The sequence below is a fragment of the Diaphorobacter sp. LR2014-1 genome (genome assembly GCF_002916785.1).
GTDB lineage: Bacteria > Pseudomonadota > Gammaproteobacteria > Burkholderiales > Burkholderiaceae_C > Diaphorobacter > Diaphorobacter nitroreducens.
The window spans coordinates 47,913-73,933 of record NZ_MTBE01000021.1 but is presented as its reverse complement, the minus strand read 5'-3'; the positions used below and the strand labels follow the sequence as shown (position 1 = coordinate 73,933).

General features: G+C 69.7%; 21 protein-coding genes. 15 read left to right on the top strand and 6 right to left on the bottom strand.

The genetic code is table 11. The annotated features are described in order from the left end of the window. Positions 1-919: IS5-like element ISDisp1 family transposase (locus BV908_RS14525; RefSeq protein WP_103737516.1), on the top strand; the 919-nt coding region annotated here is incomplete at its 5' end. Here BV908_RS14525 and BV908_RS22815 read toward each other — a convergent pair. The 3 genes from BV908_RS22815 to BV908_RS14505 form a co-directional block, all read right to left on the bottom strand. Beyond that, positions 910-1,203 (bottom strand): hypothetical protein, encoded by a 294-nt coding sequence (locus BV908_RS22815; RefSeq protein WP_246867518.1) that lies wholly within the window; start codon positions 1,201-1,203, stop codon positions 910-912. The genes BV908_RS14525 and BV908_RS22815 overlap by 10 nt on opposite strands. Before the next feature lie 166 nt (positions 1,204-1,369). Then, positions 1,370-2,365 carry a tripartite tricarboxylate transporter substrate binding protein gene (locus BV908_RS14510; RefSeq protein ID WP_017404930.1) on the bottom strand — a complete coding sequence of 332 codons (996 nt, stop codon included), beginning with the start codon at positions 2,363-2,365 and terminating at the stop codon, positions 1,370-1,372. Positions 2,366-2,404: 39 nt separating this feature from the next. Continuing rightward, positions 2,405-4,021, bottom strand: a complete 1,617-nt coding sequence (locus BV908_RS14505) for an FAD-dependent oxidoreductase (RefSeq protein ID WP_017404931.1) — start codon at positions 4,019-4,021, stop codon at positions 2,405-2,407. A gap of 92 nt (positions 4,022-4,113) precedes the next feature. Between BV908_RS14505 and BV908_RS14500 the strand changes: the two genes are divergently transcribed. The 3 genes from BV908_RS14500 to BV908_RS14490 all read left to right on the top strand — a co-directional run bounded on the left by BV908_RS14500 (position 4,114) and on the right by BV908_RS14490 (position 5,959). Next, positions 4,114-5,004 carry a LysR family transcriptional regulator gene (locus BV908_RS14500; protein WP_017404932.1) on the top strand — a complete coding sequence of 297 codons (891 nt, stop codon included), beginning with the start codon at positions 4,114-4,116 and terminating at the stop codon, positions 5,002-5,004. Positions 5,005-5,357: 353 nt separating this feature from the next. Next, entirely contained in the window at positions 5,358-5,678 is a 321-nt protein-coding gene (locus tag BV908_RS14495) for a hypothetical protein (protein ID WP_103738494.1), read from the top strand. Next, positions 5,675-5,959 (top strand): DUF2798 domain-containing protein, encoded by a 285-nt coding sequence (locus tag BV908_RS14490; RefSeq protein WP_017404933.1) that lies wholly within the window; start codon positions 5,675-5,677, stop codon positions 5,957-5,959. Before BV908_RS14495 ends, BV908_RS14490 begins: the two co-directional genes overlap by 4 nt. 46 nt (positions 5,960-6,005) lie before the next feature. Here the strand turns inward: BV908_RS14490 and BV908_RS14485 are convergent, their stop codons facing one another. Next, positions 6,006-7,307: a citrate/2-methylcitrate synthase gene (locus BV908_RS14485; protein ID WP_017404934.1), complete on the bottom strand. Its 1,302-nt coding sequence runs from the start codon at positions 7,305-7,307 to the stop codon at positions 6,006-6,008. 111 nt (positions 7,308-7,418) lie between these two features. On the opposite strand from BV908_RS14485, the gene BV908_RS14480 reads away from it, so the two are divergent. Genes BV908_RS14480 through BV908_RS14470 form a run of 3 tightly spaced genes read left to right on the top strand, consistent with a single transcriptional unit; the run spans position 7,419 to position 10,142 of the window. Next, on the top strand, positions 7,419-8,561 hold the full coding sequence (locus BV908_RS14480) for an aromatic ring-hydroxylating dioxygenase subunit alpha (RefSeq protein WP_017404935.1): 1,143 nt from the start codon (positions 7,419-7,421) through the stop codon (positions 8,559-8,561). A gap of 38 nt (positions 8,562-8,599) precedes the next feature. Then, on the top strand, positions 8,600-8,920 hold the full coding sequence (locus BV908_RS14475) for a non-heme iron oxygenase ferredoxin subunit (protein WP_017404936.1): 321 nt from the start codon (positions 8,600-8,602) through the stop codon (positions 8,918-8,920). 19 nt (positions 8,921-8,939) lie between these two features. Beyond that, positions 8,940-10,142 (top strand): FAD-dependent oxidoreductase, encoded by a 1,203-nt coding sequence (locus tag BV908_RS14470; protein WP_103738493.1) that lies wholly within the window; start codon positions 8,940-8,942, stop codon positions 10,140-10,142. Positions 10,143-10,235: 93 nt separating this feature from the next. Here BV908_RS14470 and BV908_RS14465 read toward each other — a convergent pair whose 3' ends face one another. Next, positions 10,236-10,940 carry a helix-turn-helix domain-containing protein gene (locus BV908_RS14465; protein ID WP_017404938.1) on the bottom strand — a complete coding sequence of 235 codons (705 nt, stop codon included), beginning with the start codon at positions 10,938-10,940 and terminating at the stop codon, positions 10,236-10,238. Between the two features lie 134 nt (positions 10,941-11,074). Here BV908_RS14465 and BV908_RS14460 point away from each other — a divergent pair, with 134 nt between their 5' ends. From BV908_RS14460 to BV908_RS14425, 8 genes are all read left to right on the top strand, one after another. Continuing rightward, complete coding sequence (locus BV908_RS14460; protein ID WP_017404939.1) at positions 11,075-12,874, top strand: acyl-CoA dehydrogenase; 1,800 nt, start codon at positions 11,075-11,077, stop codon at positions 12,872-12,874. A gap of 41 nt (positions 12,875-12,915) precedes the next feature. Further along, positions 12,916-14,103 carry an acetyl-CoA C-acyltransferase gene (locus tag BV908_RS14455; protein ID WP_059400371.1) on the top strand — a complete coding sequence of 396 codons (1,188 nt, stop codon included), beginning with the start codon at positions 12,916-12,918 and terminating at the stop codon, positions 14,101-14,103. Then, a complete protein-coding gene (locus BV908_RS14450) occupies positions 14,100-14,981 on the top strand; it encodes an NAD(P)-dependent oxidoreductase (RefSeq protein WP_059400372.1) in 882 nt (293 codons plus the stop codon). Before BV908_RS14455 ends, BV908_RS14450 begins: the two co-directional genes overlap by 4 nt. A 269-nt stretch (positions 14,982-15,250) precedes the next feature. Beyond that, positions 15,251-17,353 carry a 3-hydroxyacyl-CoA dehydrogenase NAD-binding domain-containing protein gene (locus BV908_RS14445; RefSeq protein ID WP_059400373.1) on the top strand — a complete coding sequence of 701 codons (2,103 nt, stop codon included), beginning with the start codon at positions 15,251-15,253 and terminating at the stop codon, positions 17,351-17,353. Next, positions 17,350-20,808, top strand: a complete 3,459-nt coding sequence (locus BV908_RS14440) for an indolepyruvate ferredoxin oxidoreductase family protein (RefSeq protein WP_059400374.1) — start codon at positions 17,350-17,352, stop codon at positions 20,806-20,808. Before BV908_RS14445 ends, BV908_RS14440 begins: the two co-directional genes overlap by 4 nt. Positions 20,809-20,902: 94 nt before the next feature. After that, positions 20,903-21,916: a tripartite tricarboxylate transporter substrate-binding protein gene (locus BV908_RS14435; RefSeq protein ID WP_059400375.1), complete on the top strand. Its 1,014-nt coding sequence runs from the start codon at positions 20,903-20,905 to the stop codon at positions 21,914-21,916. Between the two features lie 106 nt (positions 21,917-22,022). Next, positions 22,023-23,750, top strand: coding sequence for an EAL domain-containing protein (locus BV908_RS14430; protein WP_063840194.1), 1,728 nt, complete (start codon positions 22,023-22,025; stop codon positions 23,748-23,750). A gap of 10 nt (positions 23,751-23,760) precedes the next feature. Then, the gene (locus tag BV908_RS14425; RefSeq protein ID WP_059400376.1) at positions 23,761-24,954 is read left to right on the top strand and encodes an ABC transporter substrate-binding protein; all 1,194 of its coding nucleotides are present in this window, start codon (positions 23,761-23,763) and stop codon (positions 24,952-24,954) included. Between the two features lie 107 nt (positions 24,955-25,061). Here BV908_RS14425 and BV908_RS14420 read toward each other — a convergent pair whose 3' ends face one another. Continuing rightward, entirely contained in the window at positions 25,062-25,973 is a 912-nt protein-coding gene (locus tag BV908_RS14420) for a LysR family transcriptional regulator (RefSeq protein WP_059400377.1), read from the bottom strand. Between the last annotated feature and the right edge of the window lie 48 nt (positions 25,974-26,021).

Genomic DNA, 26,021 nt, shown 5'->3' with positions numbered 1-26,021 from the left:
GCCACCGGAGATGCTGCTCAAGGCCTTGCTGCTGCAGATCCTGTTCTCCATCCGCAGCGAGCGCCAGTTGGTCGAAGCGATCAACTACAACCTGCTGTACCGCTGGTTCGTGGGCCTGAACATCGAAGACAAGGTCTGGGACCACTCCACTTTCAGCGCCAACCGCGAACGTCTGTTCAACGAAGACCTCGCCCGCGCCTTCTTCGAGCGCGTCAAGCTCAGTGCCCAGTGGGGCAAGCTCGCCAGCGACGAGCACTTCAGCGTGGACGGCACGCTCATTGACGCCTGGGCCTCGCACAAGAGCTTCAAGCGCAAAGACGACGACAGCGGCACGCCGCCTGGGCGCAACCCCGAGGTGGACTTCAAGGGGCAGGAGCGCTGCAACGACACCCACGAGAGCACCACGGACGCCGATGCCCGGCTGTTCAAGAAGAGCCAGGGCGACAAATCCCGCCTGTGCCACATGGGGCACATCCTCATGGAGAACCGCAACGGGCTGATCGTGGATGTCGAGATCACCCACGCCAGCGGCACGGCCGAGCGCGAGGCGGCGCTGGCCATGTTGGAGCGTCGGGGCAACAGGAACAAACGGGCCACGGTCGGTGCCGACAAGGGCTACGACAGCAAGGCCTTCATCAAAGGCTGCAGAAAGCTCAAAGTCACGCCCCACGTGGCGGCCAAGGACAAACACTCGGCGGTGGATGCGCGAGTGACACGGCACGAGGGCTACAAGACCAGCCTGAAGGTGCGCAAGCGCATCGAAGAGGCCTTTGGCTGGATCAAGACCGTCGGTGGTCTGGCAAAGACCAAGCTGATCGGTCAGGCCAAGCTCACGGGCCAGGCGCTGCTGTGCTTTGCCACCTACAACCTTGTGCGAATGGGCAGCATCGGCGGCTGGTGGGACGCGCATCATGCGTGAGCCCAGGGATACGTGCGCCCGAAATGGGCGGGAGGGCCTGCAAACCGGCCAGATGGGCCGTTGCAATCGCTGCGCAGACGCGTCTGGGCAGCTCGTGTCTTCGCACTCAGCGTCCCTGATGCGTTCGAAAAGCACTTTTTCAACGGCCTGTTAGACCATTCGACCCCGGCGTCGGCCACGCCGTAGATCGTGACGCCGGACGCCGGCGCGCCTCCTTGCGCATGCGCGGGTGCGAGCCCGAGCGCGAGCAGGCCTGCGGCCGCCGCGGAAAGGGAATGCTTCATGGTTGTCTCCTCGTTGTGATGGGATGGGGCCTGACGGGCCACGCTGCGGGCGATGCGCTGCCCGGCGGGCGGGTGCTCCGCGCCGTCAGCCAGCTGCAATCGGGTGTTAGAGGGCGGCGCGGCGGCGCCGGCGGCGGCGATCAGCCGCCGGCCTCGCCGCTGCGCCTCACTCGGCGCGTGCGCCGGTGTCCTTGATGACCTTGGACCAGCGCGCCATGTCTTCCTGCATGAGTGCCTGGAGCGCGGCCGGCGTCGATGGGGCGGGCTCCAGGCCCTGGGCTTCCAGCGCCGCCTTGACCGCCGGATCCCGCAGTGCCCGGCCCGCCGCCTCCTCGATCTTGGCCACCACGTCGGGCGGCGTGCCCGCCGGCGCGACCAGGCCGATCCAGACCTCGCTGCGGAAGGCCTTGAAGGGGCCGCCCGCGCTGGCGACGGTCGGGACGTTTGGCAGGTAGGGCAGGGGCTGCTCGCCGGCCACCGCGAGCGGGCGCAGGGCGCCGGTCTTGATGTGCGGGAGCACCGAGTTCGCGACGCCGAAGAGCACCTGGATCTGTCCGCCGATCAGGTCCGTGACCACGGGCTGCGCGCCGCGGTAGGGCACGTGCACCATGTCGATGCCGGCCAGGCTCTTGAAGAGCTCTCCGGTCAGGTGGTGCGGCGTGCCGACGCCGGCGGACCCATAGGACAGCTTGCCGGGCTGGGCCTTGGCCAGGGCGATCAGCTCCTGGGTCGACTTGGCGGCGAGGCCGGGGTGGACGACCAGGACGAAGGGCACGCGGCCCAGCTGCGTGACGGGAACGAATTCCTTCACGGGATCGTAGCCCGCGCGGCCGTCCGGATAGAGGAAGGGGTTGGTGACGAAATTGTTGGCCACGACGAGCAGGGTGTGGCCGTCGGGAGCCGCCTTGGCCGCCTGCTTGGTGCCAACGTTGCCGCCCGCGCCCGGGCGGTTGTCGACGATGACGGGCTGCTTCCAGTACTCGCCGAGCTTCTGGCCCACCGTGCGCGCCAGGGCGTCGTTGCTGCCGCCGGGCGTGAAGGGCACGACCAGCGTGACCGGCCTGCTGGGATAGCCGTTGGCATGTGCGCACAGTGCGATGCACGAGCCGAGAAGGGCGGCGGCCATCGCCTTGATCGCGCGGCCGGGCAGTTCAGTCTTCATGGGGTTGTCTCCTTTTTGTTTCGTGGAAGGGGCTTGCGGCTAAGCGGCGCCGCGGACCGTGTCGACCACCTGGCCGGCGTGCTCCACGTGCGAGCCGCGCCATGCGACATGCCCGTCGGGACGCACCAGGACCAGCGGGCGTTCGTAGGCTCTCGCCACGTCGGCCTGCTCGATGGATTCGAGGCGGAACGGAACTCCCCTGGCGGCAAAGGCCTGCGCGAGCGTGTCCGCCTCGCCCCGCAGGCCGCCGTCGAAGCACAGGAGCACGAAGGTGCGGCCGAACAGGTCGAGCGTCGAGCGGCCGTCGCTGAGCCAGACGTGGGGCGCGCGCGCGCCGGGCCGCGTCGTGGGGATGTACGTCGAGTACTCGTCCGGGGTCGGGGGCGTGCCGTCGGAAACGCAGATCGGCGAGCCCTCGTAGCGGTGGCCGATCTGCAGGCCCAGCGACTCCCACTCCACGCGCGTCGACTCGCGCAGGCGCCGGCCGAGGTCCCGGCGCACCTGCTCGCCTTCGGCGCTCAGGTCGCACACCGCCGCCGGGCTGGGCGTGTCCTGCCAGGCCCTGAAGTTCTGCGTGGAGAAGCCGATGTTGCGCTGCGCGACGGGCCGGCGCTCGGTCTCGTAGCTGCGCAGCAGGGCCGGGCCGCCCCAGCCGTTGAGGAGGCCCTCGAGCTTCCAGCCGATGTCCAGCACCTCCTGCGCCCCGGTGTTCATGCCCATGCCACCGGTCGGAGACATGGTGTGGGCGGAATCGCCCACGAGCGCGACGCGGCCCTCGAAGTAGCGATCGGCGAGCATCTCGCTGCGCCGCCAGGGGATGGCCGAATCGACCACGAACTCCACGTCGTCGCGACCGAGCGCGCGCCGGACCCAGGCGGCGGGGTCGAAGTTCGCGAGGTCCATCTTCTCTTCCGATCCGAGCACCGTCAGGCGCCAGATCTCGTTCCCGTCGACGACGGTCAGATTGCCCCACGTTCCCTCCGGGCCGACGAAGAGGTAGCGCTCGGCCGGCCCCATCTTGTGCTCGTGCACCAGTCCCGGCGCGTGGATCAGGACGTTCACCGAGTAGCTGAGCAGCCGGCCCTCCATCCTGATGCCGACCTGCTCGCGGACCTGGCTGGTAGCGCCATCGCAGCCGAGCAGGTAGTCCGCGCGGATGGTGACAGGCTCGCCCGTGTTCAGGTCGGTGACGGTCGCCGTGACGCCCTCGCCGTCCTGCTGAAGCGAGACGAAGCGGTGCTTGAACAGCAGCCTGGCCCTGGGTTCGGCGCGGGCGGCGTCGGTCAGGATGGGCTGCAGCCACAGCTGCGGGCAGCGCTGCTTCTTCTCGGGCGTCTCGGGCGGCGTGGGCGCGTCGCGCATGCTCGGGTAGCTCTCCCGATCGAGCAGCAGCCCGTTGAGCGACGTGCAGAAGACCATCGAGAGGTCGTAGTCGTCCGGGAATCCGCAGTCGCGCACGCGCTGCGCCAGCCCCCAGCGTCGGAACAGCTCCATCGTGCGCACCGCGATCAGGCCGGTGCGCGGGTGCTCGATCGTGCCGTCGCCCTCATCCACGAGGATCGACTCGATCCCCCTCCATCCCAGCTCGATGGCCATCGACAGGCCGATGGGCCCTCCGCCCACGATCAGCACGGGCGTCTTGATCTCTGTCCCCATGGGGTCTCATCCTTTCTCGTTTGGTTGGGGAAATGATCACCGGCACGCTCATCATTGTCTAATCGATATTGGAGAGAAATAGAATTCAGGATATGAATATCAAAACGTTCGACCTGAACCTGCTGCGGGTCTTCGACGCCATCTATGCCGAGCGCAATGTGTCGCGGGCGGCGAGCGTCGCGGGCCTGTCGCAGCCCGCAATGAGCAACGCGCTGCTGCGGCTGCGCAAGGCCTGCTCCGATGCGCTGTTCGTGCGGACCACCGGCGGGATGGAGCCGACGGCCCTGGCCGACGAACTCATCGGCCCGGTCCGCCAGGCGTTGGCGATCCTTCAGCAGTCGTTGGAAAGACCGAACGGCTTCGAGCCGAAGGCGTCGGAGCGCACGTTCAAGATCCTCCTGTCCGACGCGGGGGAGGGCATCGTTCTGCCGCGGCTGATCTCGGCGGTGCTGCGGGAGGCGCCGCACGTGCGCATCGAGGCGCTGCGGCGGCCCAACGACCAGTACCAGCAACTGCTGCAGAGCGGCGAGGCGGATCTCGCGATCGGCAACCTCGCCTTTCTGAAGTCGGGCTTCTACCAGCAGCGCCTGTTCGGCGATCCCTACTGCTGCCTGGCGCGCAAGCGGCATCCGTTCATCGGCCCCGGCTTCCCGCTGCAGGCGTTCCTGACGGCCCAGCACGTCGCCGTGGCCACGGGCAATGCGGACGACCTGGTGGAGCGCGCGCTCTCGAAGATGCGCGCCAAGCGCGACGTCATCCTGCGCGTGACCCACTACCACGTCGCGGCGGATGTCGTCGAGCGCTCCAACCTGGTCGTCACCGTGCCCCGCAACGCGGCGCGTAACGCCCGTGGCGTGCAGATCCTGCCGGTGCCGCTGAGCATTCCCGCGGCGGACGTGCGCCAGTTCTGGCACCGGAGGGCGCACAAGGATCCGGCCAACCAATGGCTGCGTGGCACGCTCGCCAAGCTCGCGTTCGACTAGGCCCGACGGGCAGGCTTCGGGTGCGGCGGAGCCAGTGCCCGGATGCGGCCGACCCCGCTCGAACGATGCCGGCGGCGAACCGGGGCTCTCCCCGTGGCTTGAGGCTGGCTCGACGGCGAGCCGTCGTATTGCGGATGCCCACCCATCGCGAACCGCGATCGCTGGGCAGGCGTCCCTCCGGCACCGCGCTTTGACCTTCATCAGAGGACCCGCGTATTCTTTCTTCGGCCTCCGCGACAGCTCGCTTTGCGTGTTGACACCTCCACCCTCGCCGGGTAACTTTGGTTTGGCAACTAACAATAGCGCTGCCATTGCTGGGCAGCGCAACGAAACAACCCGATGAAGGAGGATCCATGCAGACGAAGGACCAACCCGATGCCCAGGGTCAGATGCGGCGCAGTACAGACAAGTCCTTCGCGCAGGACCGGCAAGCAGCAGGAGCGGTGCATTTCCTGAGCGCGCGGCGGCTTCCCTCCCGCGCGGACACCTCCGCCATCGGCAGCCGCGACCGGCGCGCGGCATGCGGCGCTTCGCCGCTGCGCCGCAACCACGCCAGGATGACGGGCGGGCGTTCCATGGCCGTGTGCTGGAACGTCCGGCGCTACGGCAGTCCGGACTGCGCCATCCGCAGTCCCGAGGGCAGTGCAGGCCACACACCACGGGCCTACCCATGAAAAACGAGTGTCCTCCTTCGGCGGCGCAGGCCCGCACGGTGTTCGGCTTCGCCAAGCTGCCAGCCGCCTACGCGACGCTGGTGATGCCGCTGCTGCTCTCGATCCTGATGACCTTCGTGGTGTCGGCCGTGTCGACCCTGCGCAGCATCGGCCTGGCGCCCGGCTTTCTCTACATCTGGCTCAGCGCGTGGGCACTGTCATGGATCATCGCCTTCCCGACGCTGCTCTTCGCGCTGCCTCTGGTGCGCAGGGCCACCGCAGCGCTCGTGATGCGGGACTGACCGGAGGGAACCTCCTCGCCCACGCCCGCCGCGGCCGAGGGCTGCCTTACCGCGGAAGGTGCTGGCCCATGTACTTCGCGCGCGGCCGCAGCATGGCGCCCGTCAGGCGCTGCTCCATCGCGTGGGCGATCCACCCGCTGGTGCGCGCCAGGGTATGCAGCATCGCGCCGCTGCCATTGGGCAGACCCATCGCCTTGCACAGGATCACGAGGGCGGCGAAGACGTTCGGGTGCTGTCCCGCCTGCCGCGCGCCGGTCACCAGCGCCTGCACCTTCGGCAGATCCGGTCCGTGCGCGCTGAGGTCGTCTACGAGCTCGAGCAGCACGGCCGAGCGCGGGTCCTCCCCATCGTAGAGGGGATGGCCGAAGCACGGCAGCTCATTGCCCTTGAAACCCGAGGCCGCCGCCAGCGGCAGGGCGTCTTCGGGCGCCAGGCCGCAGGGCAGGGCGTCGATGAGCGCCTCGACCTCCACGGCGCCCCCGACCTGCATCGGCCCGGACTGGGTCAGCATCGCCGTGGCGACGCAGGCGTGCAGGTCCGCGCCCGTCGAGGCGCAGATCCGCGCCGCGAAGGTCGGTGCCGACAGCTCGTGTTCGGCGGACATCACGAGCGCGGCGTCGATGGCCCGCACGGCATCGGGCCGATCGCCCAGGCCCAGCCCGCGGGCGACGCACTGCGCCACGAACTCGCCGTCGCGGGGCGGGGAGAAGCGCGGCTCGGGGCCGAAGACGCCAGCCGTGCCCGCCAGCCACTGCAGCAGGCGGCGGCAGGCCGCGAAACCGGCCGCCTCCACGTCGTCCTCGGCCCGCTCGAACGCGGACAGCGAGGTCGTCAGCATCGCCAGGAGCTTGAGCGGCGTGACGTGCTCGGCCGATTGCAGCGCCATGCGGACCAGCGACTCAGGCTGCCGGGTGTCCTGCGGGGCCGGCCACGGGACATCGCGGGTGCGCGGCAGCCCCGTCCAGATGAGCTCGCTCGCGAACTCGAACGACCGTCCGTCACGCACCAGGTCGCGCGCGAGCACCCCCCGGTAGCGTGGGCCCTGGGCGGTGAGCTCGCTGATCCACGTCTGCGCGATCGGCTCGCCGTAGCGCAGCGACTGGGAGACCTGCGGCCCGCCCGAGCGGGCGACGGCCCGGCTCCTGAGCTTCTCGACGTCGGCCTTGCGGTAAAGCTTGGCCTTCACGCCCGGGCGCTGCTTGGTCTTGATGAGGCCGCGGCTCACGTAGGTGTACAGCGTCTCGCGGCGCACGCCGAGGATCGACATCGCTTCCGCGCTCCCGACGTATTCGACGTCATTGATCTGGCGGCGCTGGCGTGCGTTCTCGGAGCTGTTCTTGGCTGGCATAGGGTTCCTACGGCTATTTATATCGATTCTCACATCGATCTATACATAGATCAATGTATTGCCTAGTATTCGTTACGTTTACTCAACGAATCTTTTGAAAGGACGACCACGATGCAAGTAGCCGAACACCAACTCCTGGACCTGCGCCCCAAGTTCAAGGAGACCCGCAAGAAACTGCTCAGCGCCCGGCACCTGCCGGGCGAGGTGTACAGCTCGCCCGAGATCTACGCCATGGAGAAGGAGCAGATCTTCATGAAGTACTGGCTCTCCGTGGGACGCGTCGAGGAGATTCCCGATGTCGGCGACTACTACACCTTCCAGGTGATGAAGGAGTCGATCGTGGTGTCCCGTCCCGCGCCCGACCAGGTCGTCGCCTACATGAACCAGTGCCTGCACCGCGGCGTGGAGATCGCCGTCGGCCGCGGCAACGCCAAGGAATTCAGCTGCCCGTACCACGCTTGGCTCTACGACGTGAGCGGCAAGCTCGTCGTCGCGCCGGGCATGAAGGCCTCGGAGGTCGAGCTGAAGAACTGCAGCCTGCGCCAGCTTCACGTCAAGGTCTGGCGCGGCTGGATCTTCGTGAACTTCAGCGACGAGCCGATGTCTTTCGACGACTACATCGCTCCCTTCGAGCAGCCGCTGTGGTGGTTCCAGACCGACCATTGCAAGCTCGCCCAGAAGGTCGAGATCGACGTCAAGTGCAACTGGAAGTTCCTGGTCGAGAACCTGATCGACATCTACCACGTCGGCGTCATCCACAAGGGGACCTTCGGCGGCTTCGTGAAGGGCGAGCAGGTCCGCTTCAACCTGGTCGAGAACGGCGGCTGGCACACCCAGTACGAAGCCAGGCCGCACTCGAAGTCCGGCGAGCAGGTCTTCCCGACGCTGCCCTGGGCGCAGGACAAGCCCAGCGGGATCGCCTGCAAGGCGGGCATCTATCCGAACCTGAACCTGTCGATGCGTGCCGACAGCGTGCGCATGTGGCACATCTGGCCCATCTCTCCCACGGAGACCAAGGTCATCTGCTATCTGCTGTTCCCTGAAGGCGCCTTCTCGATCCCGAACTATGACGAGGAGATGGAGAAGTACGTGGGTTTCGTGCGCCAGATCATCGCCGAGGACGCCGTGATGGTGGAGGGCATGCAGAACACCGCGGGGTCGAAGTTCTTCCAGCCCGGCCCGATGTCGCCGCTCGAGGAGGCGCTGTATCACATGGAGAACCACTACATCGACGTGATGACGTCGCAGGCGTAGGGCAGCGGGTGCGGCAAGACAACAATCCGGGAGACACCATGGACGGTGAATGGATCAGGGTCGGCAACGTGGCCGACATCGACGAAGACGACACGCACCCGGTCGAGATCGACGGCAGGCGGGTGTGCCTCTACAACCTCGGCGGCGAGATCTTCGCCACGGACGGCACCTGCACCCACGGCGACGCGGACCTTTCGCTGGGCATGGTGGTCGATTCCTGCCTCATCGAGTGCCCCCTGCACGAGGGCACCTTCGACATCCGAAGCGGCCGGGCGGTGGGCGCGCCGTGCACGGATCCGCTGCGCTGCCATCCGGTCAAGGTCGAGCAGGGAGTCATCTTCCTGCGGCCCGCGCACTGAACGACGGCAGGGAGCACCCATGGATGTCGTCATCATTGGAGCCGGCCAGGCCGGCGCCTGGGTCGCCCGGTCGCTGCGCGAAGCGGGACATGAAGGGGGCATCACGCTCCTGGGGCGCGAGCCGCACGCGCCCTACGAGCGGCCCCCCTTGTCGAAGGCGGTGCTCAGCGGGGCGGAAGAGCACCCGCCGGTGCTGCTCGGCCCGCAGCAGTGCGACGCGCTGCGCGTGGACTTCCGGCCCGGCGTCGAGGCCGTCGGCATCGATCGCACCGGCCACCAGGTCAGCTGCGCGGATGGCTCTGCGGTCCGCTACGACAAGCTCGTGCTGGCCACCGGAGGGCGACCTCGGGCGCTGTCGTGTCCCGGCGCCGACCTGCCCGGCGTCCATGCGCTGCGCACGATCGAGGATTGCCAGGCCATCGCCAGGAAGCTGGTGCCGGGCAACCGGCTGCTGATCGTGGGCGGCGGGTGGATCGGGCTGGAGATCGCCGCGACGGCGAGGAAGAAACAGGTCGAGGTCATGGTGCTGGAGGCGGGGCCGCGCCTGTGCGCGCGGTCGCTGCCGCCCCGGTTCTCGGCGTTCCTGCTCGACAGGCACCGCCGGGAAGGCGTCGACGTCCGGCTGGCGACGACGGTCGCGTCGATCGAAGCGGGCCGCCAGCGCGCGCTGGCCGTGGAACTGCCTGGCGGGCCGCAGGAGTTCGACGCGGTGGTGGTCGGGATCGGGCTTGCGCTCGACACCGGGCTGGCCGAGGCCTGCGGGCTCGAGGTCCGGGACGGCATCGTCGTGGACCAGGCCGGCCGCACCTCCGACCCAGACATCTATGCCGCGGGCGACGTGGCCAACCAGCCGAACACCTGGGCGGGCGGCCGTCTGCGATGCGAGTCGTGGGCCAATGCCCAGAATCAGGCCATCGCCGTGGGCAAGGCCATTGCCGGCGGCGAGGTGGCGTACGACGAGATTCCGTGGTTCTGGTCGGATCAGTACGACCTGAACCTGCAGGTGCTCGGCGTGCCGTCGAACGAGCTCGAGGGCACCCTGCGCGGCTCCGCCGAGGAGGGGGCGTTCTCCGTGTTCCAGATCTCTGAGGGCAGGCTGCGCAGCGTGCTGTCGGTGAACGTGCCGCGCGACATCAAGGTGGCCAAGCGCTGGCTCAAGCAGGGGACCTGCCCGCCGCCGGAGGTCCTCGCCGACCGCACGGTCCGCCTGGACAAGATCTGAGCGGGCTGCTCGCGGGGCGGCCCGGTGCCGCTGCCGCCTGCAGCCCGGCCACTGGGCGCGTGCGCAGGAGGGATCGGCGCGGGAGCGCCGACGCTATTCGACCCGCAGCTGCGCGGCGACCATCGCGCTCAGGCTGTTCGCGAACTCATCCACGCTGATCTTCTCGGCCCGGTACTTCCAGCGCTTGACGTACCAGTCCTGGATGACGCTCTGCAGGTGCGCCGCCAGCAGGAAGGCTTCCCGGTCGCCCATCTCGCGCACCTGCCGGATCTGCCGCGCCATGGCGGCCTGGAAATCCACCTCGGCGGCCCTGGCCACCTTGCGCTGATCAGCCTCGAGCACGCGCGACTCCATGTACACGAAATAGAACCACGGCTGCAGCAGCTCGGACATGAAGACGTGCGCCCGCAGGCTGCTGTCCAGACGCACCAGCGGCGCCAGAGACGCCTCGTCGAACCAGCGAGGGATCTCGCCGCCGATGTGCCGGATCAGGTCCTCGACCATGGCGGCCAGGGCGTCCTTGCTCTGCAGGTAGCCGTAGAGCCCGCCCATGGACAGGCCGGTGGCCTTGGACAGGTCCCGCAGCGTCATCGCGCCGAAGCCCACCTGGTTGGCCAGCTGGAAGGAGGCCTCGAAGATGGCCCGCAGATTGGCCAGCGCCACCGGCACGCGCTTGACCGTGATGGCGTGCGCGTTGCGCGCGTACACCAGCTCCCACAGCGTGTCGGGCGGGATGGGGTTGATCCGCTTGAACTGTGCGAAGGTGAATCGGGGCTCGAGACCGAGGGACAGGGGCATGGCGGGAAGGCGTGGACGCGGTCGGGTGGGGGGCGGGGCAGGTTGCCCGAATTGACCGCCGGTCGGGAATGATTGTAAACTCCCTCAAAAACCGAGCGAGCGCTCGGTGTTTATTTCGAGCGAGACAACCCCACATGGCCACTGCCACCATCAGCGAGCGCGAGCTCGCCTTCCTGCTTTACGAAGTCCTGGACACCGCGGGCCTGCTGCGGCGCGAGCGCTATGCCGAGCACTCGCGCGAGGTCTTCGACGCCACGCTGGAGACGGCGCGCCAGCTGGCCGAGGATTTGCTGGCGCCGCATCTGCGCGAGGGCGACGAGAACGAGCCACAGTTCGAGAATGGCCGGGCCCGCCTCGTCGCGCCGACCCGCGCGGCGTGGCAGGCCATCGCGGATGCCGGGTTCCTCAGTGCGCACTGGGAGCAGGCCGAGGGCGGGCTGCAGCTGCCGGAGGTCGTGCTGCGCGCGGCGATGAGCGCCTTCTACGCGGCCAACGTCGGCACGGCGGCCTATGCGATGCTGACGATCGGCGCGGCCAATCTGCTGCGCACCTTCGGCAGCCCACAGCTCCGGGCCCGCTACCTCGCGCCGCTGGGCGACGGCCGCTTCGCCGGCACGATGGCATTGACCGAGCCGTCGCAGGGTTCCGCCCTGGGCGACATCAAGACCTACGCCGTGCCCCAGGCCGATGGGAGCTACCGCGTTTTCGGCCAGAAGATGTTCATCTCCGGCGGCGAGCAGGACCTCACCGAGAACATCGTGCACATGGTGCTCGCGCGCATCCAGGGCGCGCCGCCCGGCGTCAAGGGCATCTCGCTGTTCCTGGTGCCCAAGATCCTGCCCGGCGAGCACGGGGCGGCGGACACGCCGAACGACGTGGCGCTGGCCGGGCTGCTGCACAAGATGGGCTGGCGCAACACCACCTCCACCGTGCTGTCCTTCGGGGAGAAGGGCGGCGCGGTGGGCTGGCTGGTCGGCCGCGAGCACCAGGGCCTGGCCCACATGTTCCAGCTGATGAACGAGGCGCGCATCGGCGTCGGCGTCATGTCCGCCAGCATCGCCTGGCGCGGCTTCAGCGAGTCGCTGGCCTACGCGCGCGAGCGGCCGCAGGGCCGCCTGCCGTCGAACAAGGATCCGCTGTCGCCGCAGGTCAAGCTGGTCGAGCACTCCGACGTGCGCCGGATGCTGCTGGTGCAGAAGGCCTACGCCGAGGGCAGCCTGGCCCTGTGCCTGTACGCCTGCAGCCTGTTCGAGGACCAGCACACCCATCCGGAGCCGCCGGCGCGCGCAGCGGCCGGCCGGCTGCTCGACGTCCTCACGCCGGTCGTGAAGTCCTGGCCTGCGCGCTACGGCGCGGCGGCCAACGACCTGGCCATTCAGGTGCTCGGCGGCGCGGGCTACACGCGCGACTACCCGCTGGAGCAGCTGTACCGCGACCAGCGCCTGAACATGATCCACGAGGGGACCGAGGCCATCCACGGCATCGATCTGCTCGGCCGCAAGGTGCTGGCGGAGCAGGGCGCGGGGCTGCGCCTGTTCGTCGACACCGTGCGCCAGGACGCCGGGCGCGCCTCCGAGGCGGGCCTGGGCGACGAGGCGGCGGCCCTGTGCGCGGCGCTGGACCGCCTGGTGGAGGTCAGCGCGGGGCTCGCCGCGCTGCAGCGCAGCGAGCCCGACCTCGGCCTGGCCAACGCCACGCTGTACCTCGACGCGTTCGGGCGCGTGACGCTGGCCTGGATCTGGCTGCTGCAGGGGCGGGCGGCGGCGCGCGCGCTGCCGGCCGCCAGCGGGGAGGCCGCCGACCACTACCGCGGCAAGCTGCAGGCCATGCGCTACTTCTTCCAGTGGGAGCTGCCGCAGACGCACGCCCAGTGGGCGTTGCTCGCGCGTGCCGACCGCTGCGCCTACGACATGCGCGACGCGTGGTTCATCTGAAGCCGCGACGCATTCCCTTTCCATCTCCACCGCAGGACCTTATGAGCCAGGCCGTCATCGTTTCCGTCGCGCGCACCCCCATCGGGCGCGCCTACAAAGGGGCATTCAATGCCATCAAGTCGCCCACGCTGCTGGGCCATGCCATCGGGCACGCCGTCGCGCGCGCCGGCGCCGGCCCGGACGAGGTCGACGACGTCGTCGTGGGCACGGTGCTGGGCGCCGGCACGGCCGGCATGAACCTGGCGCGCAACGCCGCGCTCGCGGCCGGGCTGGGCGTGGCGGTGAGCGGCCAGACCCTGGACCGCCAGTGCGCTTCCGGGCTCATGGCGGTGGCGACGGCCGCCAAGCAGATCATCGTGGACGGCATGCGGGTCGTGGTCGCGGGCGGCCAGGAAAACATCTCCGCGGTGCAGAAGGGCTACTTCGACTGGGCCTCGGCGGAGGCGGACCCCGCCGTCCAGGCCAAGGTGCCGCACGCCTACATGCCCATGCTGCAGACGGCGGAGTTCGTCGCCAGGAAGTACGGGATCGGCCGCGAGGCGCAGGACCTGTACGCGCTGCAATCGCAGCAGCGCACGGCGGCGGCCCAGCAGGCTGGACGCTTCGACGCCGAGATCGTGCCCCTGCCGTCGCGCATGGCCGTGGTCGACAAGGAGACCCAGGCCGTCAGCCACCGCGACGTGACCCTGGCCCAGGACGAGGGCAACCGCCCGGAGACCACGCTCGAGAGCCTGGCCGCGCTCAAGCCCGTGATCGAGGGCGGCAGCGTCACGGCGGGCAATGCCAGCCAGCTCTCCGATGGCGCCGCCGCCTGCGTGCTGATGGACGATGCGCTCGCGGCGCAGCGCGGCCTGAAGCCCCTGGGCATCTACCGGGGCATCGCGGTGGCCGGCGTGGCGCCGGAGGAGATGGGCATCGGGCCCGTGCTGGCGGTGCCCAAGCTGCTGCGCCAGCACGGCCTCACCGTCGACGACATCGGCCTGTGGGAGCTGAACGAGGCCTTCGCCTGCCAGGCGCTGTACTGCCGCGACCGGCTGGGCATCGACCCGGAGCGCTTCAACGTCAACGGGGGCGGTATCTCCGTGGGGCATCCCTACGGGATGAGCGGCGCGCGGCTCGTGGGCCACGCGCTGATCGAGGGGCGCAGGCGCGGCGCGCGCTATGTGGTGGTGACGATGTGTGTGGGCGGCGGCATGGGCGCGGCCGGACTTTTCGAGGTGGTGGCATGAACGGAATCAAGAACTCCCTGGCGGGCAAGACCCTCTTCATCACCGGCGCGAGCCGGGGCATCGGCCTGGAGATCGCGCTGCGGGCCGCGCGCGACGGCGCCAACGTGGTCATCGCGGCCAAGACCACCGAGCCGCACCCCAAGCTGCCGGGCACCATCTACACGGCCGCCGAAGCGGTCGAGCAGGCCGGGGGCAAGGCCCTGGCGCTCGTGCTGGACGTGCGCGACGAGGAGCGGGTCAAGGCGGCCGTGGCGCAGGCGGCCGAGCACTTCGGCGGCATCGACGCCTGCATCAACAACGCGTCGGCGATCAACCTGGCCAAGTCCGAGGACATCGACCTCAAGCGCTTCGACCTGATCCAGCAGATCAACATGCGCGGCACCTTCGTGACCTCGCGGGCCTGCATCCCCTACCTGCGCCAGAGCAGCAACCCCCACATCCTCGCGCTGTCGCCGCCCTTGACCCTGCGCGCCGACTGGTTCGCGCAGCACCTGCCCTACACGATGTCCAAGTACGGCATGTCGATGGTGATGTTCGGGCTGGCCGAGGAACTGCGCGAGGCCTGCATCGCCTGCAACGCGCTGTGGCCGCGCACGACCGTGGCCACGTCGGCGGTGGAGTTCGCGCTCGGCGGCGACGCGATGCTGCGGCAGTCGCGCAACCCGCAGATCATGGCCGACGCCGCCCACGCCATCCTATGCCGGCCCGCGCGCGCCTACACCGGGAATTTCGTGCTGGACGACGACGTGCTGGCCGAGGAGGGCGTGACCGATTTCGATCGCTACCGCAACGATCCGGCCAGCGCGCTGCTGCCCGACATCTTCGTGGACCCCGAGGCGCCGCTGCCGCCGGGATCGAGCTACGCCCCGGCGTCCTGACGCGCGCCGGGCGACCGGCGACTGCGCGTTAGTGCCTATTCCGGTCCGCGCGCAGATGCAGGATAATGAGCACGATTATAAATAGTCGTGCTCAATTTACATGGGGAGACGAAACAGCTTCCGCGGGCGACGCCGGCGGCCAACGGGCCGGGCGTTCGCCCCCGCAGGAGCGTGGTGACCGGGCCGTCCGCCCGGGCCGGTGGCGTCTCCGTACCGAACGCGAGATTCTCGAACAACACCCACGCCCGGACCGCTCCACGTCTTCCGCCATGACCTCTCCCATCACCTTCTCCCGCGACGGCCGCATCGGCCTGGTCGAGATCCACAATCCTCCGGTCAACGCCCTGTCCATCCCCGTCGTCGACGGGCTGGCATCCGCACTGGAGCAGTTCGAGGCGACCCCCGACCTGGACGCGCTCGTGCTGTACGGCCGCGGGCGCACCTGGGTGGCCGGCGCCGACATCACGGCCCTCGAGCAGCCCGGTTTCCCGACGGCGCGCTTCAACACCTTCCTGGCCCGCCTCGAGGCGCAGGCGCGCCCCGTGGTCGTGGCGTTGCACGGCACGGTGCTCGGCGGCGGCCTGGAGCTGGCCATGGCCTGCCACCACCGCGTGGCGCAGCCCCAGACGCGCCTGGGCCTTCCCGAGGTGAAGATCGGCATCATTCCGGGCTCCCTGGGCACCCAGCGCCTGCCCCGGCTCGCCGGGGCCGAGCTTGCGCTGGAGCTGATCTCGAGCGGGCGCATGATCGGCGCGGCGCAGGCGGCCTCGGCCGGACTGGTGGACGCGATCGCCGAGGGCGAGCCGCGCGCCATCGGGCTGGCCGCGGCCCGGGCCGTGCTCGCGGCGGGCGCGCCGCTGCGCCGCGCCAGCACGCTGACCGCCGCGCCGGCCTCCGCCGAGGCGCTGGACCGGGCGGAGGCGGCCGCCGCGAAGAAGCCCGGCTGGCCGCAGCTCGCCGCCGCCGTGCGCTGCGTGCGCGCGGCCCAGGAACTGCCGTTCGCGCAGGGCGCGGCGGTCGAGGCGGCCGAGTTCGAGCAACTGGTGCCCTCGCCCTCTGCGCGCGCGCTGCGCCACCTGTTCTTCGCCGAGCGCGAGGCGATGAAGATCCCCGGCCTGCCGCGCGACACGGCGTTGCGCCCCGTCCGCAAGGTCGGCATCGTCGGCGCCGGCACGATGGGCGGCGGTATCGCGATGAACTTCGCCAACGCCGGTATCCCCACGGTCGTCGTGGAAGTCTCCGACGAGGCCCTGCAGCGCGGCCTGGGGCTGGTGCGCAGGAACTACGAGGCCAGCGCCGCCAAGGGGCGGCTCACGCGCGAGCAGGTCGACCAGCGCATGGCGCTGCTGCAGGGCGCCCTCGACTACGCCGCTCTGGGCGACTGCGACCTGGTCATCGAGGCGGTGTTCGAGGACCTCGCCCTCAAGACCGAGGTCTGCGCCAGGCTGGGCGCGGCCGTCAAGCCGGGCGCCATCATCGCCACCAACACCTCCACGCTGGACGTGGACGCGCTCGCGCGCGCCACCGGCCGCCCGGCCGACGTGGTGGGAATGCACTTCTTCAGCCCGGCCAACGTGATGCGGCTGCTGGAGGTGGTGCGCGGCGCGGCCACCGCGCCGGACGTGCTGGCCACCGTGATGAAGCTGGCCTCCACGATCGGGAAGGTGCCGGTGGTCTCGGGCGTCTGCTACGGCTTCATTGGCAACCGCATGGCCGAGGTGTACATGCGCGAGGCGGAGTTCCTGATCCTGGAGGGCGCCGAGCCGGCGCAGGTGGACGCGGCCGTGGAGGCCCTGGGCATGGCCATGGGGCCGTGCCGCATGCTCGACATGGCCGGCGTGGATGTCGGCGCCCGCACCGTCATCGAGTACGGCAAGGCTGGCGGGCTACCGCCGGATCCGAGCTACCGGGCGCTGGTGCGCAAGCTGTTCGAACTCGGCCGCTTCGGCCAGAAGACCGGCGCCGGCTACTACCGCTACGAGGGGCGCAGTCCGCTGCCCGACCCGCAGGTGACCGCGATCGCCGCGGCGCTGGCCGCGGAACACGGTATCGCGCGGCGCGAGCGCATCGGGCCCGAGGAAATCGTCGAGCGCCTGATGTACCCGCTGATCAACGAGGGCCTGAAGATCCTCGACGAGGGCATCGCCTACCGGCCCGGCGACATCGACGTGGTGTGGGTGGCGGGCTATGGCTTCCCCGACCACCGCGGCGGGCCGATGTGGATGGCCGGGGAGATCGGGCTGGACGTCATCGCCGGCCGCCTGGCGCACTACGCCGCGCAGCGCGGCAACCCCTACGGCTATTGGACGCCGGCCCGGCGGCTGGCGGCCGCCATCGCCGGCGTAGCCCACGAGACACAGGAGACACCATGAAGATTTCATCGACCTTGCAGGAGGTCCAGCCGGACCGCTATGGACAGGAGGCGGACAGCGCCCTCCTGTCGGGCACGGAGGCCCTGGCGCGGCTGCCGCTGGAGCAGCGCTGGCGCGACCGGGCCGCCGGCCTCAACACCGGGGGCTTCATCTCAGGCTACCGCGGCTCGCCGCTGGCCACCTACGACATGGAGCTGCTGCGCCTGAAGGACCGGCTCGAGGCGGAGAACATCAAGTTCCAGCCGGGCGTCAACGAGGACCTCGCGGCGACGGCCGTGTGGGGCACGCAGTTCGTCCAGCTGTATCCCGGCGCCAAGGTCGACGGCGTGTTCGGCATCTGGTACGGCAAGAGCCCGGGCGTGGACCGCAGCGGCGACGCCCTGATGCATGCCAACACCGCGGGCACGGCGCCGCTCGGCGGCGCCATCGCGCTGGTCGGCGACGACCACGCCGCCAAGTCCTCGTCGCGCTCCGCGCAGTCCGACCTGCAGCTCAAGGCCCTCGGGCTGCCTATCCTGTATCCCTGCAACACGCAGGAGATCCTGGACTACGGCCTGCACGCCATCGCGATGAGCCGCTACGCCGGCTGCTGGGCATCGCTGAAGCTCGTCACCGACGTCGTTGAGACGACCAGTGTCGTCGACGTGCGCCCCGCGCGCCTGCAGGTCGCCCTGCCGCCGCTGCCCACCGACCCGCCTGCAGGCCTGCACATCAAGCGCAACGAGCCGCCCCTCGAGATGGAGGCGCGCCTGTACGAGCACCGCATTCCCGCGGCGCTCACCTATGCGCGGGCCAATGGCCTGAACCAGATCCGGCTTCAACCGAAGCAGCCGCGCCTGGGCATCGTCTCGGCCGGCAAGAGCTGGAGCGACGTCCGCGCGGCGCTGGCGCTCCTCGGGCTGGACGATGCCGGGGCGGAAGCGGCCGGCCTGCGCCTGCTCAAGCTCGGGCTGATCTGGCCGGTCGATCCGCAGATCACCGCCGAGTTCGTCCAGGGCCTGGAGGCCGTGCTGGTCATCGAGGAAAAGCGTCCCTTCATCGAAGAGCAGCTGCGCGCCATCCTGCAGGAGCTGGGGGGCGGCGCGCAGGTGCGCGTGGTCGGCAAGGCGATGCCGCCCGGCATGGGACGGCCCGAGCCCGGGCAGCTGCCGATCTCCGGCGAGCTCTCGCCCCAGATCGTCGCGCGCTCGATCGCGCTGCTCGCGGGCATTCCGTCCACCGACGCCGTGCAGATGGCGCCGGCCTCACCGGGCCCGGTGCGCATGCCCAACTTCTGCTCGGGCTGTCCGCACAACACGTCCACCGTGGTGCCCGAGGGCAGCCGGGCGATGCCCGGCATCGGCTGCCACGGCATGGCGATGTGGATCCGCCCGGAGACCACGGGCACGGTCACGCACATGGGCGGCGAGGGGATGTTCTGGGTCGGCCAGTCGTCCTTCACCGACGAGCGGCATGTCTTCGTGAACATCGGCGACGGCACCTTCTACCACTCGGGCAGCCTGGCGCTGCGCCAGGCGGTGGCGGCGCGCGTGCGCGTGACCTACAAGGTCCTGTACAACGGCTACGTCTCGATGACCGGCGGACAGCACCACGATGGCGACGTCACCGTGGCCCGGATCATCGACATCGCGCGCGCCGAAGGCGTGGGCCGCATCGTCGTGGTCACCGACGACACCGGACGCTACGACGGGGTGACGCTGCCCGATGGCGTGACGCTGCGCCCGCGCGTCGAGCTCGATGCGGTGCAGCGCGAGCTGCGCGAGTTCGACGGCGTGTCGGTGCTGGTCTATGACCAGGCCTGCGCCACGGAGCTGCGCCGGCTGCGCAAGCGCAAGAAGGCGCCCGACCCCGACAAGCGCACCTTCATCAACGCCGAGGTCTGCGAAGGCTGCGGCGACTGCGGCGTCAAATCCAACTGCATGTCGGTCGAACCGCTGGAGACCGAGCTCGGCCGCAAGCGGCGGATCAACCAGTCCAGCTGCAACAAGGACTTCTCCTGCGTGGAAGGCTTCTGCCCGAGCTTCGTCACCGTCCACGGCGGGCAACTCAGGCGCCCGGCGCGCGGCGGGGCCGCCGGTGGCGACTGGCCGGCGCTGCCGGAGCCGACGCTGCGCGGCGTGGAGGGCGGCTACAACGTCCTGCTGGCCGGCATCGGCGGCACGGGCATCGTGACCGTGGGCACGGTCCTGGGGCAGGCGGCCCAGCTCGACGGCCTGGCCACCAGCCTCCTGGACCTGACCGGCCTGGCGCAGAAGTACGGCGCCGTGATGACGCACCTGCGCTTCGCGACCGATGCGGCCGCGATCCCGAGTTCGCGCCTCACGGTCGGCGAGGCCGACGCGGTGATCGGCTGCGACCTGATCGTGACGGCGAGCCAGGAGGCCTTGTCCAAGGTCGCCGCCGAGCGCAGCTTCGTCGTCGTGAACACGGCGGTGAACCCCACCGGCGAGTTCACCAAGTCCCCCGACTGGGATCCGCACGCCGAGCAGTTGCTCAACCGCCTCGGCGAGCGCACCCAGGGCCATCTGCACGCGCTCGACGCGAGCCGCCTGGCCACCACCCTCATGGGCGATGCGATCGCCATCAACATGTTCCTGGTCGGCTTCGCGTGGCAGCACGGCCGCATCCCGGTGACGCTGGCGGCGCTGCAGCGGGCGATCGAGCTCAACGGCGTCGAGGTCGATTTCAACCGCCAGAGCTTCGAGTGGGGCCGGCGCGCCGCCGTGGACCTCAAGGCGGTCGAGCGCGCCGCGGCCAAGGCCTCGGATGGCCAGGTCATCCAGTTCGCGCCGCGGCCGCTGCAGCGCGTGGAAGACATTGTGGAGGACCGCAGCCGCCGCCTGACCGACTACCAGAACAGCGCCTACGCGCAACGCTACCGCGATCGGGTGGCCAAGGTGCAGCGCAAGGACGCGGCCATCGGCGCCAACGGCCGCCTGGCGCGCGCGGCCGCGCGCTACTACTACAAGCTGCTGGCCGAGAAGGACGAGTTCGAGGTCGCCCGCCTGTACAGCGCGCCGGAGTTCCGGCGCTCGATCGAGGCGCAGTTCGAGGGCGACTACAAGCTGCACTTCCACCTGGGGGCCTGGCCGTTCGGCCGGCGTGACGCCGAGGGCCACTGGCACAAGCGCGAGGTGGGACCCTGGATGCTGTCGGCCATGGGCGTGCTGCAGCGGCTGCGTGGCTTGCGCAACACCTGGCTCGATCCCTTCCGCCGCACGCCGGAGCGCAAGCTGGCCCTGGGCCTGCTCGCGCGCTACGAGGCGGATCTCGATCTGATCCTCGGGCAGGCGGCGCCGGAGACGGCTGATGCGGCGGTCGAACTCGCGGCGCTGCCCGAACGGATTCGCGGCTACGGCCATGTGCGCCAGGCGCACGCGGACAAGGTCGAAGGAGTGCGGGCGGAGCTGCGCGAGCGCCTGGCTCGCCAAGGGGCGGAGCAGCTGGCGGCCTGACGCGCACCGGGCCGGAGCGTGTCTCCGGCCCACCCAGGCGCCCCGGAGAGGGCGCACTGAGTAAGTAGAACAAAACGAGACCAGGAGACATGTCATGAGCACAGCTTCGCTGCGGCACCCGCCGCCGCCCCCGCGCGCGTCCCGCCGCACGCTCCTGCGCGCCGCGGGCGCGGCGGCGGCCTGCCTCGCCGCCCCGGCCCTCGCACAGCCGGGCGCCGTCGTGAAGTTTACGGTGGGCTACCCGCCCGGGGGGCTGATGGACGCCATCGCGCGCTTGCTGGCGCAGGGATTGGAACGGGAACTTCGGCGAACCGTGATCGTGGAGAACCGCCCCGGGGCGGGCGCGCGGCTGGCCGCAAGCCTCTTCAAGCGCCAGCCAGCGGACGGAACGAACCTGATGCTGGCCACGGACTCCCTCATGGTGCATGCGCCGCATGTGTTCACGAGGCTCGGCTTCGACGTGTTCCAGGACTTCACGCCGGTGGCGGCGGTCTCGAGCTTTTCCTATGTGCTGGCCACGGGTCCGGACCCCAGGGCCGACTCGCTGGGGGCGCTGGCCGAATGGCTCCGCAGAAGCCCTGATCGCGCGGCGTTCGGCCACCCCGGCGCGGGCAGCGCGCCGCATTTCTTCGGACTGGTGCTGGGCGAGAAGTTTGGCGTGCCGCTGACGGCCGTGCCCTACCAGGGCGGCGCCCCCCTGCTGACGGCGCTGGCGTCCGGCGGGCAGATCACCTTTGGCGTCAACGCGCTGGCCTCGGACATGCTGGAGTTCCACCGGTCCGGCAGGACGCGCATCCAGGCCGTCACCGGCGACCAGCGCAGCGCGCTGCTTCCCGACGTTCCCACCTTCGGTGAACTCGGCTATCCGTCCGTGCCCCGCGGCTGGTCGGCCCTCTACCTGCCGCACGACGCGGCGGCGGAGGTGGTGTCGCGCCTGAACGAGGCGCTCCAGGCGGTGCTGGCGCAACAGGAGGTGCGCGAGCGCATCGCCGGCTTTGGCATGCAGACCGAGAGCGGCAGCGCGCAGCGGTTGGCCAGGCTCGCCCGCGCGGACTACGCTACCTGGAAGCCCATCATCGAGAAGTCCGGCTTCAAGCTGGACAGCTGACGCGATGACAGGCACGGATGGACAAAAGGGGCCCGGGCTCCTCGAGGATGCATCCCCGGTCCCGGCGCGGCATCTGCCGCACCGGGAAACCCTGGCGCTTGCGGCCATGGAGGCATCTCCCGACGGGATCCTGATGGTGGACCGGGCAGGGCACATCGTCATGGTCAATGCGGCCATGGAGGCCATCTCCGGCTATGCGTCCGAGGAACTGTGCGGACAGTCGGTAGGCATCTTCCTTCCGCCGGCCGCCCGCGACGCGCACGCCCGCCAGCTGGAGGCGTATTTCCGGTCGCCGTCGGGCAGGCCCATGGGCAGGGGACAGGATTTCCGGATCATGCGCAAGGACGGCAGCCTGACGGCCGTGGCTATCGCGCTGGGCCACACGGATGTCTCCGGCGGAACCGCCGTGGCATTCGTGCGCGATATCTCGGACGTGCGCGGGCTGGAGGCCAGGATCCGCTTCCAGGCCACCCACGATACGCTGACGGGCCTGGCCAACCGCTGGCAGTTTGGCCTGGAACTCGAACAGGCCATCGCCGTTTCGGAGCGAACGGGCCAGTCCTTCGCGTTGTTGCTGCTGGACCTGGACGACTTCAAGGCCATCAACGACGGCTATGGGCATGCCGCGGGCGAACGGCTGCTGCTGGAGGCGTCGCGGCGGCTCCAAAGCGCGCTGCGTGCCGGCGATACCGTGGCGCGGCTCGGTGGCGACGAGTTCACCGTGGTCCTGCCCGCGATCGCGCAGCCCCAGGACGTGGAGCAAGTGGCCGCCAAGCTGCTCGGTGTCCTGTGCCAGCCCTACCGGATGCACGGCTTCGATCTGGCGTTCAGCGCCAGCCTGGGAATCGCCGTGTATCCCAGGGATGCGCGGGACGCCACCACGCTGCTGCGCTACGCGGACATGGCCATGTACCACGCCAAGAATTCCGGCCGCGCCAGCTACGCCTTCTACGCGCACCACATGGGCTGGCGCATGGAGGAGAAGCTCCAGCTGCGCGAGCAGCTCAAGATCGCGCTGGACTCCGACGGGCTGGAACTGCACTACCAGCCGCAGGTCAATGTGGCCACGGCCGAGGTCGAATCAGTGGAAGCACTGCTGCGATGGACCCATCCCCAACTCGGGGAGATCCCGCCCAGCCGTTTCATCCCCGTGGCGGAGGCCACGGGCATGATCCTCGCACTGGGTGCCTGGGTGATCGACCGCGCGTGCCGGCAGATCGCCGCGTGGACGGAGGCCGGCCTGCCGCTGCGTGTCGCGGTCAACCTGTCGACGCAGCAACTGCGCCAGGTGGACCTCGTCGAGCAGATCGAGCGCAGCCTGGCTCGGCATGGCGCGCGTCCCGATCTCCTGGAGATCGAAGTGACCGAATCGGAAGCCATGGCGGATCCGGAGCAGGCCAGGCAGGTGCTGTGGCGCCTGCAACGGCTGGGCATCTCCATCACGCTGGACGATTTCGGGACCGGTTATTCCTCGCTGGCCTATCTGAAGCATCTGCCGGTGTCGCGCATCAAGATCGACCGCGATTTCCTGCGCCCTTTGTTGCGCAGCCCCGAAGATGCCGCCCTCGTGCGGGCCATCGTCGTGCTGGCGCAGACCCTGGGCCTGCGGGTGGTGGCCGAGGGCGTGGAGAGCACCGAGCAGCTTTCGCTGCTCGTGCGCTACGGCTGCGATGCGTACCAGGGCTGGCTGTTTTCCAAGGCCGTGGCGGCGCACCAGATTGCCGGGCTGCTGCGGTCGGCGCCGCCGGACGACGCGCTCCCGCCCACCCATATCGATGCGGCGAACGAGACGTGGGCCCGCCGCATCCCTTCTGAAGTCCAACTGTCCAAGTAGGAGAACCGCCATGGGAAATGCATTGGTGCATTCGGGAGACGCAGCGCAGCCTGGATCGAAGCCCCGCCCCGGATGGGCGCGGCGCCGTCTGCTGCGCGCCGCGGCCTGGCTCGCGCTGGCACCAGCCGGCTGGGCCTTCGCCGCCGAGCCGCTGGTCATTGGCCAGTCCCTGCCCCTGGGCAGCGCCGACGACGGCAGTGCCGCGCGCGCCAGTGCGGGCGCCCGGGCCTACATCGAGTTCGTCAACGCCTCGGGAGGCATCCGCGGGCGGCAGCTCAAGCTGCTCACCTTGGACGATGGAGGCGACCCGCGCCGCCACGTCGACAACCTGCGCCAGCTGGTCACCCAGCACAAGGCGGTCGCGTTGCTCAACTGCGTGGGCGATGCCGCCTGCGCGGCGGGCGCGCAGGTGGCGCGCACCGAGAAGGTGGCGCTGATCGGCCCGATGTCGGGGGCGGCAGCCCTCGGCCGGGACGCCAACCCTTATGTGTTCCGCACGCGCGCGACCTATGCGATGGAGGCGGAGGCGCTGACCAAGCAGATGCTGGCGCTCGGCACGAGCAAGGTCGTGATCGTCACCGACCGGCTTCCCGTCTCCGAGGGCGCGGCCGCGCTGCAGGAGGCCTTCGCGCGGCAGCGCATCGCATCGACCGTGCTCGACGTGGACCCTTCCGCGTCGGCATCGGTGGCGCGTTTCCGCTCCGAGGCCACTTCGGGCAGGTACCACGCGATGTTCGTGGACATGGGCGTGGAGGGCTTCGCACTCGTATCCAGGCTGAGCCAGGAAGCCAGCGACCGGTGGCCGTTGTTCGTCACGACCTTCGCCGCGGGCAACGTGAACTCGCTGCTGACCGGGTTCTCGGGCAGGGTGGTGGGTTTCACCTCGGTCGTTCCCAACCCCGAGGTCGCGTCGATCCAGTTGACCCGGGACCTGCAGGAGCACGCGGAGCGTTTCGCGGGCGGCGGACAGGCGGTGACCTTCGCCGGGATGGAGGGCTACATCAACGCGCGCATCTGCGTGGACGCGCTGCGGCGCGCCTCCGCGGCGGGCATGGTCGACGCGCGCGGCGTACTCGCCGCCATGAACACCATGGGCAGCGTCGATCTCGGGGGCTTCACCGCGAATTTCTCGGCCTCGCCCTCCGCCGCCTCCGACCGGGTCGATATCGTCGTGCGGTCGCGCAGCGGGCACCTGTTGAAGTGACGCCGGCATCCCGCCGCCTCGGCGCTGACTGCCTAGCCCTGCGTGAATCTCGTGCAAGGGTCCGACTGCAGAGACGGCCGATCACCGAGGTAGAAAGTCCCCGGACTTCAGTGACCGGATGCCAATAGTTGTGGCGCCACCTGACGCAGCAGCGTGCGAAGCCACTTGTTCGCGCCGTCGCCATGGACCCGACGATGCCAATGCTGAACCACGGTGAAGCGGGGCTGGGCAATGGGCAGCGCGAAAACGTGCAGACGCGGCCTATCCGGATGGAGGGCGACAAGGCTCTCGGGTACGGCCGCCACCAGGTCGGACTGCGCAACGAGCGAGGGCACGGACAGAAAATCCGGAACCTGTAGCTGCACTCGGCGGGAAGGCGAGAGAGCGGCCAGCGCGGCCTCGATGCGTCCGATGGCCGGGCCGCGCGGCGTGACCACACAATGCGCGCTGCGCAGGTAGCCGCTGACCGTCTGCAGCTCTGCGCGCAATGGATGGGATTTGCGCGCAATGCCGACGTACTGCTGCTCCAGCAGCCGTTGGCGATAGAGGTTCGGATGGGCCTTGCTGGGCGTGCCGATCACGAGGTCGATCCGGCCCGCCTCGAGCTCGGCCCACACCTCCTCGCCGCCTGCACGCACGATCTCCAGTCCGATGCGCCAGTCTTCGTTGGCGATGCGCCGCAACAGGCCGGGCAGGAACACAAGTTCCGCCACGTCGATCATGTGGATGCGGAAGACCCGGCTGGAGCGCTGCGGATCGAAAGACTCGCTCAGTCTCTGGACGCGCTCGAAGTCGAGCAGCAGACGCTCGGCCTCGGTGGCAAGCTTGATTGCCAGCGGCGTGCGCGTCAACTGGTTTCCCGATCGCTCGAACAGCGGGTCGCCATAGTGCGCGCGCAACCGGGACAGCGCATGGCTGACCGTCGATTGGCTCAGGTTGAGGCTCGCTGCTGCGGCAGTCACGCTGCCATGCCGGGCCAGCGCTTGCACCACCCGCAGCAGGTCAATGTCGAGGGCCATGCGTCAATTTCAGGGTTATCGATGCCGTCGATGGATTCTATGGCCCAC